This is a genomic window from Shewanella frigidimarina (assembly GCF_003797125.1).
Lineage (GTDB): Bacteria > Pseudomonadota > Gammaproteobacteria > Enterobacterales > Shewanellaceae > Shewanella > Shewanella frigidimarina.
Genome location: NZ_RKKE01000004.1, coordinates 290425 through 303112, shown reverse-complemented (window position 1 = coordinate 303112; position 12688 = coordinate 290425). Strand labels below are relative to the sequence as shown.

Here is a 12688-nt window from a genome sequence, read left to right as displayed (position 1 = left end):
ACTAAATTGTGCACGTTAGCCAGGGCTTCAAAGTCATTGGCCACCGCGGCAACGCCGGCAGGGGTCAAGCTGATGATGCCGGTCACGGGATCAATCTCAAACCAGCCATTGGTGTCGCCGCTGACGATACTGTAGGTCACTGGTGTGCCTTCTGGATCGGTGGCCGCAACAGTGCCAATCACGGTGCTGTCAGTGCTGTTTTCTAAGTAGTTAAAGCTGTAGCTGGTTTCGCCCGCCGGAGGGGTGAACTCAGGGCCTTCATTGACGTCAAGCTCAGTGAGGGTGACGTTAATGTTGGTGGTGTTGACGCCATCAGAGGCGCCGACGACTAAATTGTGCACGTTAGCCAGGGCTTCAAAGTCATTGGCCACCGCGGCAACGCCGGCAGGGGTCAAGCTGATGATGCCGGTCACGGGATCAATCTCAAACCAGCCATTGGTGTCGCCGCTGACGATACTGTAGGTCACTGGTGTGCCTTCTGGATCGGTGGCCGCAACAGTGCCAATCACGGTGCTGTCAGTGCTGTTTTCTAAGTAAGTAAAGCTGTAGCTGTCAGAAACAGGAGTATCATTTATTCGAGTGATCACCGGCGTGTCACTGTCTTGACCGGTTAAGTTGCCATCTGAAACGGTTAAGTCCACTGGCGGTAAGGTACCTTCGTTGTTAACGAGGTCAGCACCGGCTTGGGTTAACACCACTTCGCCGTTCACTAACGCATAGTAACCGTCGTCGTTGCTGCCTGGGGTGAAGTCCACGGTCAGTGCATCACCGTCTTCATCAAAGGTGGTGTAGGTTGCGGCCACATCGCCATCAACGGCGCTGTTTTCAGTAAAGTCATTGGCGACCACGTCAATGGTCGGCGCATCGTTGGTCGGCGCGATCACCGGTGTGTCACTGTCTTGACCGGTTAAGTTGCCATCTGAAACGGTTAAATCCACTGGCGGCAGGGTGCCGCCGTTGTTAACCAAGTCAGCACCGGCTTGGGTTAATACCACTTCGCCGTTGACCAACGCATAGTAACCGTCGGTATTGCTGCCTGGGGTGAAGTCCACCGTCAGTGCATCACCGTCTTCATCAAAGGTGGTGTAGGTTGCAGCCACATCGCCATCGACGGCGCTGTTTTCAGTAAAGTCATTGGCGACCACGTCAATGGTCGGCGCATCGTTTTGACCCGCAATACCCGGCGTGTCACTGTCTTGACCGGTTAAGCTGCCATCCGAGACGGTTAAATCCACTGGCGGCAGGGTGCCGCCGTTATTCACGAGATCCGCACCGGCTTGGGTTAACACCACTTCGCCGTTCACTAACGCATAGTAACCGTCGGTATTGCTGCCTGGGGTGAAGTCCACGGTCAGTGCATCACCGTCTTCATCAAAGGTGGTGTAGGTTGCGGCCACATCGCCATCGACGGCGCTGTTTTCAGTAAAGTCATTGGCGACCACGTCAATGGTTGGCGCATCGTTTTGACCCGCAATACCCGGCGTGTCACTGTCTTGACCGGTTAAGCTGCCATCCGAGACGGTTAAATCCACCGCCGGCAGGGTGCCGCCGTTGTTAACCAAGTCCGCACCGGCTTGGGTTAACACCACTTCGCCGTTGACCAACGCATAGTAACCGTCGGTATTGCTGCCTGGGGTAAAGTCCACCGTCAGTAAATCACCGTCTTCATCAAAGGTGGTGTAGGTTGCAGCCACATCGCCATCGACGGCGCTGTTTTCAGTAAAGTCATTGGCGACCACGTCAATGGTCGGCGCATCGTTGGTCGGCGTGATCACCGGCGTGTCACTGTCTTGACCGGTTAAGTTGCCATCCGAGACGGTTAAATCCACTGGCGGCAGGGTGCCGCCGTTGTTAACCAAGTCCGCACCGGCTTGGGTTAATACCACTTCGCCGTTGACCAACGCGTAGTAACCGTCGTCATTGCTGCCTGGGGTGAAGTCCACCGTCAGTGCATCACCGTCTTCATCAAAGGTGGTGTAGGTTGCAGCCACATCGCCATCAACGGCGCTGTTTTCAGTAAAGTCATTGGCGACCACGTCAATGGTCGGCGCATCGTTGGTCGGCGTCACTTCAATGGTTAATGTTGCGGTAACGCCAGTATTAGTGGTGTAGGTAATAACAGGAACTGAACCGTTCCAATTTTCATTGGGTGTGAAAGTATAAGAGCCATCTTCATTGATGATGAGTACGCCACCTTCAAGAGTCACTTCAGTGCCGGCAGGATAGGTTTGGCCGTCAACTTCAAATGTCACCACGCTTAAATCTGAATCTGGATCGCTATCATTATCTAATACATTGCCTGATGCGGGTGTGTCCTCAGATACAGTGACAACATCATTAACTGTTACTGTTGGGTCTTCAACAGGGGTGATTTCAATGGTTAATGTTGCGGTAACACCAGTATTGGTGGTGTAAGTAATAACAGGAACTGTACCGTTCCAATTTTCATTGGGTGTGAAAGTATAAGAGCCATCTTCATTGATGATGAGTACGCCACCTTCAAGAGTCACTTCTGTGCTTGCAGGGTAGGTCTGGCCGTCAACTTCAAATGTTACGACGCTTAAATCTGAATCTACATCGCCGTCGTTATCTAATACGTTTCCAGTGGCGACAGTATCTTCTGCAACAGTATTGCTGTCATTAACAAGTACAGAGACATCATCAACGGGTGTTACTTCAATGGTTAATGTTGCGGTAACACCAGTATTGGTGGTGTAGGTAATAACTGGGACTGTACCGTTCCAATTTTCATAGGGTGTGAAAGTATAAGAGCCATCTTCATTGATGATGAGTAAGCCACCTTCAAGAGTCACTTCTGTGCCTGCAGGGTAGGTCTGGCCGTCAACTTCAAATGTTACGACGCTTAAATCTGAGTCAGCATCAGTGTCGTTACCTAAAACATTACCTGATGCAACTTGATCTTCACCAACTGTTATTGCGTCATTGACTAATACTGAAGGGGAATCATTTTCAGTAAGTGCTTCTTCTTGAGTCACTGCTGTTGGGGCAGCAGCTTGTCCGGTTGTGTCGTAGCCAGAATCCGCAAGTGTTTCATCACCATCTCTTGTTACAGCAACATAACCAAAATCACCTTGGTTGGCAGTTGGGATGCCAGCCGCGGTTTCAGGTAAGTCAGTAGTTGGGTCTTCACCAGATGCAATCAATGCCTGTAGAGCTTCGATTTCATCTAATGCTTGCTGATCTGCTACTTGTGCAACAATCGTGTCATCGAGATTATCGGCTAATGTATTAATCGATTCGTCATTAGGGATGTTAGCACTATTAAAAATAGTACCGTCATCAAACGTAATAACGAAACCAAGATTATTACTGCTGGCAACTATTGCACCAGCCGGCACAACTTGACCGAGTTGTAGTTCCTTGGTTTCATTGTTAATCGTTATTGTTACTGAACTTTCTGAAGCAGAAAGTATTCCATTTTTTGACGTAGTTATCGATCCCATTTGAAGCTCCCAACAGCTTTAATACACTTAAATACCAATACACTAAGATGTACAATAACAGCTTAGTTAAATACTAGTATTAACATTAAAATAAATTTAGACACAATCTGATAATAATATCATTTGCTGCTAAAGTAGTCAATTTTTTGACGTTGAAGTAACATTAATAATATATTGAAAATATAGAGATAAATACCACCACATTTGTATATATTGTGTACGTTTTAATCTCATAAAAAGTTCATGATTACGGATTAACTCTTCCGCCTTTATATCGGCACCAATAGCAGTAAGATGAACCAATAGATAACAAAAAAGCCTGCAACATTGCAGGCTTTTGGTTTGTACAAAAATAATACTTATTGTTTACAGAATATTAGCTGCATTACGATAGCTATGAGCCGCTGTTGAATTTTCACCTAACTGTTCTTGTGTTTGAGCTAAAGCCAGCCATGATTGATGAGTTGGTGCTATGCGACATACATTTTGCCAATGAGTTTTGGCTTGTTTAGTCTCACGACTTTGAATGGCAAGCTTGGCAAGGCACATTTGATAGTCAGCATCATTTTCATGAGTGGTTTCTAATTTGCTGAGCAATTTACGGATATCTTGATCTTGAGCGGTAATTAAATCAGGTATTGCTGTAAATAACGCTGCTGATGGCGAAGCATTGAGTTGTTTATTAATTAATTTTAGCGCTTGATCTTTATGACCATACTGAATAAGTCCACGAGCATAGGCTAATATCAGTTCATCTTCTTTACGTTCTGATTTATTTAACCAATGCCAACATTTGGTTAACTCCGCTTCAGATATTTTGGCTGCATTGATCATTAAAATACTGTTGGTCTTAGTATTTAATTGGTTGAACTCAGTTTCAGCTAATAATTGACGCTTTTTAAGAATAGGTAACAACAACTTCAATGCCTGCCAGTCTTGCTGCTGTAAGTATAATTCTTGCGCCAATTTAAGCACTGGAGAGCTGCTTTTACTTGTCGGGTTCAGTTTATCTAATATTGCCCGGGCCTTAACCAGTTCACCTTGCTTCATTAAATAACGGGTGCGCGAAGTATAAACCGCTGTCTTTGCAATTGGTTTTTTCTCTGCTTGAGTTAAATAATGATCGCGAGCTGTAATATCACCTTGATAATGTGCTGCTCTAGCTGCTGCAAATAGATTTAATACCGGGATTTCACCTTTTTCAGCCCCTTTTGCCATTGCTTTTTCTGCCGCAGGCCAATCTTCTTCTGCCAGTGCTAAAGCACCGATTAACGTATGCTTTTTAGCGGCTTTTCTTCGCCATTGTTCTGGAAGGTATCGGCTACTTAATACAATATTTAATAACAAGATGATTAACCATTCGAGTAATTGTAGTGCAAAATAAAACACAATTAAGCCAACAATACCGGTCACTAAACTGGTTTCTATTTGATATTCACCAATTGCGATGTAAATGTAACCGCTTTGCCCAATAATGAGTGGGCTGATACACAGCCCAATTAAAATAAGAACAACATAAACTAGCGTCTTAATCATTGCGCAGGCTCCTGTGTAGGCATAATTTCACCATAAGTAACCAGTTGCTGCAGTAGTGGCGATGCTTGAAATTTATTGAGCGAAATTTTCTCAATGTTAACCTTGGCAAGCTTATCTAAAGACTCAATCATTGATTTGGTCTTTGGATCTCTCAAGTCAAAGTACTGTTGTAACCATTTGTCTGCTAACGATATAGACTGTTGATAATTCACTTGGTCAAATCGGTACAATGCTAATTGTGCTTGTAATAATTTGTTGCGAATATTTTCGACTAAATACCACTGTTGCTCAGGTGATAACAACGGTTCCAAATCGGTTGTACGCTTACGAATAGTGATAAAGCCATCAGTCAAATCGTGCCAAGTTCGGGCCAGGTTCTGTTGCCAGTCGTCAATTGAATCTGTTACTTGTTGAGTATTTTTATTGTCAGCAAAATTTTCATCAACACGATTTAATGGCAATTGTGTTAAGCCATCAATAAGGGAATCTAGCTCAAAAATTGTATTGGTGATGTCAGTCGTTTTTAATGCTTTAACTTTAGTGATGTCAGCTGCTAAGGCTTTGCGTAATAAAGTTAATGCAGGATCTTTCATCGCACCAATTCGTTCATCCGCTGATTGTAATAAACCAATAGCGGTTTGCGGATCGTTTTCTAACCACAGTTTTCTACCCGCCATGCGCACAAGGTATTCAGCTTCTGATGCCATCCAATGGTTAGGACTACGCTGTGCAATCACCGCAACGCGTTCTTGCAATTGTTTATTTGATTGCTGCAGTTCGGCTAATTTCGCATAAGCTTTGGTATCATTCAGCTGTTGTTGCTCTAACGTGCCAATGCGCTTATTGGCTGCCATTGCCGTTTGCTGTAATTCATATTTTAACGATTTATTTTGTGTTACTTGTTCCGAGATATTTTGCCCTAACTGAGTTTGACCATTACTTTGTTGATCAAGTTGCAAATACAGCCAATAACAAGCTGCAATAGCCACAATTGCCACGAGTAAACTGAACAGTACTCCAAGACGAATCCACCAAGAGCTAGGCTTCGCTTTGCGTCGACTATTATTAACCGGTGAATTGGTAGAGGAGTTTGACTGATTATTATTGGTTTTGCTGTCAGCAGATTTTTGGCTGGTTGCATTGCCTTTTTTGGTCTGTGCCGGTTTTTCTACAGGACTTGGTGCAGGAGAAATTACTTTCTCATCCTTGTGAGCTGGCGGGTTTGGATCTTTTTTATTGTTTTCCATGAACAGTCCTTGAAAGCAAAAATACAACCAATAAAAGCAATATTAATAAATGCGTGTCGATGCAAGATAACAATACAATAACAAATTATAACGCAAGACTCGCTAGTATAGCTTGAGTATTTGCTCCATTTGCATTGGAGATATGGCTTAAGCCCATTGCTTTTGCTTGTAATTCGACGCGATTACTGGGGACTATGATATGACATGCACGTAGCCATGCAAATAATTCTTTTGGTACAAGCTCAACTAAGTTGGATAATATTTCACCGCTGGTGACGACAATGGTGTCAATTCCAAACGATTTCCACTGTTGAGTTATCGCTTTACCGTCAAGGTTTGGTATTGCGCGTTGGTAGACTTGCCAATAGTTCACATTGGCGCCTCGTAGCTGTAATTGCTCTGCAAGTGTTTCTCGTCCGCCTAAACCCCGAACAATAATAAATGACTGTTTATCGACATCTTGTAATTGGGCTAGCGACAATAATCCTTCGCTATCTTGGCTGTGTTCTGGTGAGGTAAAAGCATCGATATTATATTGAGCTAGACTATCTGCCGTAGCTTGGCCTACAGCAAAATAACGACAGTGAGTCGGAAATTGCTGTTGCAGTTTTTGTGCGGCAAATTCCACTGCATTGCTACTAATAAACAGTAAGTTGTCAGTGTTATTTAAGTGGGTAGGATTGAGTTGTTCTGTGGTTTCTACAACCGATAATAGCGGAGTAACAAGATAAGCAACGTCTCGCAGCGAGAGTTGCTCTTCCATTGCTTGATTGCGCCCTTGTGGGCGCGTTAACAAGACTTTCATGGTCTGTTATCTTGATGGCACAAGATTAACTGGCATACACAGCGTCTAAAATAGTTTTAGCACCGCGACTCAGTAAATCCTCTGCAAGCGATTCCCCAAGTGCAACCGCATCGGTCTTAGAACCCGAGACAGTGCCTATAATGATTTGGCTGCCATCAGGATTACCAACTAAACCACGTAGAGTTAAATTATCACCGTTTATTTCAGCAAAAGCACCAATAGGAACTTGGCATCCGCCTTCTAAACGAGTATTCATTGCTCGTTCAGCAAGCACTCTATAACGGGTTTCTAAATGTTCTAGTGGCGCTAATAACGCTTTAACTCGCGCATCATCAGTACGGCACTCAATTCCTACCGCACCTTGGCCATTGGCTGGCAGTGATTCTTCGGCAGAAATAAAGTTAGCGATACGTTCGTTTAGCTTTAAGCGAATCAATCCGGCGGCCGCTAAAATAATCGCATCATAGTCACCACTGTCTAGCTTGGCTAAACGAGTACCGACATTTCCGCGTAAATCTTTGATAACTAAATCAGGGCGAGCAGCTCTAATTTGGCACTGACGGCGTAAACTTGATGTACCTACCACAGCGCCCTGAGGTAATTCGCTGATAGATTTATAATTGTTTGACACAAATGCATCACGCGGGTCTTCACGTTCACAAATCACTTGTAAGCCCAAACCTTCTGGAAACTCTACCGGCAAGTCTTTCATGGAATGCACAGCAATATCGGCGCGATTTTCAAGCATGGCAACTTCCAGCTCTTTAACAAACAAGCCTTTGCCACCGATTTTAGCTAAAGGAGTATCTAAAATGACATCACCTTTAGTACTCATTGGCAATAGCTCAACCGTAAGCCCAGGATGAATGCGCTCAAGCTCAGCTTTAACAAATTCAGCTTGCCACATTGCAAGTGGACTTTTACGTGTTGCGATACGAATTATATTTTCAGACATGGTAGTAGATCCAATCAGATAGCCTCATTGAGGTAATGCTATCACCGCTCAAGCTTTGATGTAACAAATCGATGGTAATTGTTTGAAGTCCGTAGGGCTTATTTTTGATTAATATTGTTTGTTAGCTACTGGAGTTATAAAAAATAAATGCTACGATGATCACCATTTAGGTAAAAATGTGATCTTGATTGGCAAAAGTAGTCATAAAGGGTTAGTCTTTTATAATTAGTTGTTACCAGATTGTTGCTTTAGAGAAAAGTAAAGGAAGTGAGTCTTGACCGATAAAACGGCTTATTACCAAAAGGATTTAGCTGAAAAGCTCAATGGCATCAGATTGGCAAGAGTGCTCAATGTGTTGCCTGAATCACAGCTGCATTTATTTCATCTTATTCCTTTTTTAATCCATCATAATCAAATCAATGTACCTGGTATTATCGACCCCGATACACCTTGTGGTATTCACGATTTTACCTTGTCAGATGCGATAGTGTCGGCATGTGATGCATTGTCTTTATCCATTCCAGAGATTATCCAGCCAAGTGATTGTGTTTTTGAAGGCATATATGCCATGGGAAGCACTGCTAGTTTTGGACAAAACCCTCAAAGTGACGTTGATATCTGGTTGGTTTACAATAGCAAACTGACTGATGACCAGCTAAAGTTAATTGAATATAAAAATAAACTTATCAGTGACTGGTTTGCCGGTTTTGAGTTTGAAGTGAACTTTTATCTTGTGCATCCGATGCAATTTAGAGAGTGCAGCGCATTTGATAATTGCCAGCCAGTAGGATTAGAACACAGTGGTAGTAGCCAGCATTGGCTATTATTAGAAGAGTTTTACCGCTCTCACATTCGGCTTGCAGGTAAAGTTGTTGCATGGTGGCCTGATGCCAATAGTCAAAATACCGAGTTTGATGCCAGTTTACTTTATCTTGGCGATATCAATTCTTTGCCAGCAGCAGAGTATTTCGGAGCCTCATTATGGCAGCTGTATAAGGGGCTCAATAAACCCCATAAAGCATTATTAAAAGTGTTGTTGCTGGAAACTTACGCCTCGGAATATCCTCGTACAACATTGATTACTCAACAAATTTGGCAATATTGTGAACAACAAGATTTTAGTGTTGATAACGATGCTTATTTATTGCTTTATCAACGTATTGAAACCTACTTGATAGCTCAAGGTGATGATAATCGTTTAGAAATTGTTAGGCGTTGTTTTTACTTAAAGTCAGGTGTCACGCTATCGTGTTTATCACCTAATAGTGCGACAGACTGGCGGGTAGAGAAAATTCAAAACTTGGTTAAGCAATGGGCATGGAGCCATGAGTTGGTAGCCACATTGGATAATAGTCCTTATTGGCATGCAGGTCAGCTTAAATGGTTCAATCAACAGCTCAGTGAACTGTTATTAGTCAGTTACAAAAATCTATTGCAATTTGCCTCAAAACAAACACTAAGTGAACGTATGCGGGTTGAGGAATTAGGCTTGCTGGCGCGTAAGCTACACACTTATTTTAGTGAAGATACTCATTTGTTACAGCCTTTAAACCGCTTATGGAGTCTATCTACTGCTGAAAAATCGTTGACCATCTTCCATTGTAGGCAAGCATCACGTTTTTATCTTTATCGCCAAGCATACCTTGAAAAAGATCCGTCTCAAGCGGTTGATAACGATCCTGCACATGAGTTCGACGATCATTCAATTCACGAAGCGGATAATATATGCAATTTAGTTGCCTGGTCAGTGTTGAATGGCCTCGCAACGGCAGATACTCAATGGTTTCAAGTTGGACGAGGTAAAAGACGGACAGATAAATTAAGTTACTTAACGCGTAAACTTATTCCTATTATGCACAATGTACCCACTGTTTATAAACGTGATTTATGTGAACCATGGTGCTATCAAAAAATTGTGTTGATTACTAATATGGATAGAGATCCGACAACTCAATTGAGTGAGCAAGAATTGATATTGGAACATGTTAATGCCAATATTCTTTCTTTTGGTCAGACAAAAATAAGTATGGTGTCATCTGTCGCAATTGTTTGTTTAAACAGCTGGGGTGAATGGCAGAGTCATCGTTTTAATGGAAAAACCGCATTACTGGAAGCCATTTCATTTATTATTTTGGGATTAAAACGCTCAAATGAGCAGGTTGATTTATCGATTATTAGTTGCTCGGCAAAATTAAAACAACCGATTTTTAATCAACTCAAAACACTTCTGTTACGTTGTTATGGTTCAATGAAGAAGGTCGATCAGACAAATACATTAATGCACCCGATAACCATTGGTGAGAAACATTATAGTATGCATTTCAATTCATTAGGTATGATGTATCGTAAAGTTGATTTAATAACAGGTACGGGAAATTTTAATTCATCTGTGTTGCCATATGCAGATTTAGCTGAAGACCCCTATTTGAATTCACCATCGGTAATCCAAAAGTTTATCGTGATGGGAGCGAAGCAGTATTTTTTACGTGAACGTCATCAAACTCTTGATGTGTTTATTGCGGACGATAATAATCAGCTTGAACATTTACAATATCAACACACTAGCATTAATGATTTTGTTGCCAAAGAAAGTCATTTATATGTTTTTGACGAGCAAAAACAACGATCCCCTGTTTTTAATATGCCGCAGTTTTTTCAACTTGTGGATATAGAAGGCAAGTTAACCGTAATACCTTTTGGTTTGTCAGTAGATGAGATGGGCTCAGCTTTTTAAGCATAAGCCCAATCTCAATGACAATTAAATGACTCACTTGGCACTTTGTTACGCTAATTTATTGCGATGTTTATGCGCTTATCTCGAGCAAAATGCCACTTTGTTTGTTGATGGCGTCAATCACAAAAGACATAAACTCCAATCCATTACGAGTATCTAACCATTTGCCATCGTTGTAATTAAAGTGATAACCACCTGATTTTGTAGCTAACCAAATTTCATGCAAAGGCTCTTGTTTATTGATGACAATTTGCGAACTATCTTCAAAAGCCAGCTGTAAAACATTGCCGCTGGCATTGATATCTACATCGGCATCTTGCTCGTCAATTGCTTTTTCTACCGCGTTCTCTATTTCGCCAAACATTTCATCGGCTAATCGATGAAACTCAGTATCTGTAATAGCCATGTATTTCTATCCTTTGCTTTCTGCGTTATGAATGCGATTATAAGACCATTATTCACTAGATGCACAGATGTTGAGAAAAATGAGACTGCTTTTATTTATTATGCTTGCTAGCCTATTGGTAACCGCATGTGGTCAAAAAGGGGTTTTATACAAAACTCCTGAGCCAGTGGCCAATAAAGTCGCCCCAAAACCTGCCAGCACTGATGTGCCGAAGCAAACTGAGGAACTCGACTCTCAACCCTCAACTTCACAACAAGAATAGCATTTATAAGGGACCGCATTTTGGATTACTTTTCATATCAAAATAATTCACTATTCGCAGAAGACTGCGATGTAGCAAAACTGGCCAAAACTCACGGTACGCCGCTGTACATTTATTCTCGTGCCACATTAGAGCGCCATTGGCATGCCTTTAATAATGCCGTTGCTGATCATCCGCATCTTATTTGTTATGCAGTGAAGGCGAATTCAAACCTTGCGGTATTAAATGTATTGGCTCGCTTAGGCAGTGGCTTTGATATTGTGTCTGGCGGTGAACTCTCACGTGTGCTGCAAGCTGGCGGCGATCCTAAAAAAGTGGTTTTCTCTGGTGTGGGCAAAACCGTTGCCGAAATGGAGCAAGCTCTTAATATTGGCATTTACTGTTTTAATGTCGAGTCAAGTGCCGAACTTGAACAGCTTAATGAGGTCGCGAGCCGCTTAGGTAAAGTGGCACCTGTTTCATTGCGAATTAATCCAGATGTTGATGCCGGTACTCATCCTTATATTTCGACGGGCCTTAAAGAAAATAAATTTGGTATTGCCATGGAAGAAGCCGAAGTGGTTTTTGCCCGTGCAGCAGAATTAGCTCATTTACATGTTAAGGGTGTGGATTGCCATATTGGTTCACAGCTCACCGAAATAAAGCCATTCTTAGATGCCATGGATCGCATGCTTGCATTGATCGATCGTTTAGGCGAACAAGGTATCCAAATTGAACACTTTGATGTGGGTGGTGGCTTAGGGGTAACATATAACAGTGAAACTCCACCACATCCAGACGCATATGCCGCTGCATTACTCGAGCGCTTAAATGGTCGTAAATTGAAGTTAATTTTTGAACCTGGCCGTGCTATAGCCGCCAATGCGGGTATTTTTGTCACTCAAGTGCTTTATCTGAAAGAAAACAGCGATAAGCGTTTTGCGATTGTTGATGGTGCAATGAATGATCTTATTCGTCCGTCGCTTTATAGCGCATGGCAAAATATTATTCCGGTACAACAAAATGATGCGCCAACCTTTGCTTATGATATTGTAGGCCCAGTATGCGAAACGGGTGACTTTTTGGGTAAAGACAGACAGTTAGCGGTAAAGTCGGGTGACTTATTAGCGATACGTTCAAGTGGCGCTTATGGTTTTGCTATGGCCTCAAATTATAATTCTCGCCCAAGAGTGGCTGAAATTATGGTTGATGGTGGTAATGATTTTGTTGTTCGTCAGCGTGAAACGCTAGAACAACTTTGGCAAGGCGAACATTTACTGCCATAGGCAGTAAGCTAGCG

9 protein-coding genes are annotated in these 12688 nt (G+C 42.5%); 3 read left to right on the top strand and 6 right to left on the bottom strand.

Features of this window, described 5'->3' with window-relative positions:
• The 5 genes from EGC86_RS14980 to hemC all read right to left on the bottom strand — a co-directional run.
• Positions 1-3464 (bottom strand): beta strand repeat-containing protein (locus EGC86_RS14980; protein WP_123778080.1); only part of this gene is annotated, 3464 nt, incomplete at its 3' end.
• Positions 3465-3830: 366 nt separating this feature from the next.
• Positions 3831-5000 carry a heme biosynthesis HemY N-terminal domain-containing protein gene (locus EGC86_RS14975; RefSeq protein WP_123778079.1) on the bottom strand — a complete coding sequence of 390 codons (1170 nt, stop codon included), beginning with the start codon at positions 4998-5000 and terminating at the stop codon, positions 3831-3833.
• On the bottom strand, positions 4997-6247 hold the full coding sequence (locus tag EGC86_RS14970) for a uroporphyrinogen-III C-methyltransferase (RefSeq protein ID WP_123778078.1): 1251 nt from the start codon (positions 6245-6247) through the stop codon (positions 4997-4999). The genes EGC86_RS14975 and EGC86_RS14970 overlap by 4 nt, the downstream gene beginning before the upstream one ends.
• An 85-nt stretch (positions 6248-6332) precedes the next feature.
• Positions 6333-7052, bottom strand: a complete 720-nt coding sequence (locus EGC86_RS14965) for a uroporphyrinogen-III synthase (protein WP_123778077.1) — start codon at positions 7050-7052, stop codon at positions 6333-6335.
• A 25-nt stretch (positions 7053-7077) separates the two neighbouring features.
• Complete coding sequence (gene hemC / locus EGC86_RS14960; RefSeq protein ID WP_011635929.1) at positions 7078-8007, bottom strand: hydroxymethylbilane synthase; 930 nt, start codon at positions 8005-8007, stop codon at positions 7078-7080.
• 274 nt (positions 8008-8281) lie between these two features.
• On the opposite strand from hemC, the gene EGC86_RS14955 reads away from it, so the two are divergent.
• Positions 8282-10741: a class I adenylate cyclase gene (locus tag EGC86_RS14955; protein ID WP_123778076.1), complete on the top strand. Its 2460-nt coding sequence runs from the start codon at positions 8282-8284 to the stop codon at positions 10739-10741.
• 70 nt (positions 10742-10811) lie between these two features.
• Here EGC86_RS14955 and cyaY read toward each other — a convergent pair whose 3' ends face one another.
• On the bottom strand, positions 10812-11147 hold the full coding sequence (gene cyaY, locus EGC86_RS14950; RefSeq protein ID WP_011635931.1) for an iron donor protein CyaY: 336 nt from the start codon (positions 11145-11147) through the stop codon (positions 10812-10814).
• A 79-nt stretch (positions 11148-11226) separates the two neighbouring features.
• Here cyaY and lptM point away from each other — a divergent pair, with 79 nt between their 5' ends.
• A complete protein-coding gene (lptM, locus tag EGC86_RS14945) occupies positions 11227-11409 on the top strand; it encodes an LPS translocon maturation chaperone LptM (RefSeq protein WP_049763506.1) in 183 nt (60 codons plus the stop codon).
• A gap of 20 nt (positions 11410-11429) precedes the next feature.
• Positions 11430-12674: a diaminopimelate decarboxylase gene (lysA, locus tag EGC86_RS14940; RefSeq protein WP_011635933.1), complete on the top strand. Its 1245-nt coding sequence runs from the start codon at positions 11430-11432 to the stop codon at positions 12672-12674.
• The last annotated feature ends 14 nt before the right edge of the window (positions 12675-12688 follow it).

Bases quoted from the DNA above. Each gene is read 5' to 3' on its own strand.
- hemC (WP_011635929.1), bottom strand. From the start codon at position 8,007: ATGTCTGAAAATATAATTCGTATCGCAACACGTAAAAGTCCACTTGCA.
- EGC86_RS14965 (WP_123778077.1), bottom strand. From the start codon at position 7,052: ATGAAAGTCTTGTTAACGCGCCCACAAGGGCGCAATCAAGCAATGGAA.
- cyaY (WP_011635931.1), bottom strand. From the start codon at position 11,147: ATGGCTATTACAGATACTGAGTTTCATCGATTAGCCGATGAAATGTTT.
- EGC86_RS14970 (WP_123778078.1), bottom strand. From the start codon at position 6,247: ATGGAAAACAATAAAAAAGATCCAAACCCGCCAGCTCACAAGGATGAG.
- EGC86_RS14975 (WP_123778079.1), bottom strand. From the start codon at position 5,000: ATGATTAAGACGCTAGTTTATGTTGTTCTTATTTTAATTGGGCTGTGT.
- lptM (WP_049763506.1), top strand. From the start codon at position 11,227: ATGAGACTGCTTTTATTTATTATGCTTGCTAGCCTATTGGTAACCGCA.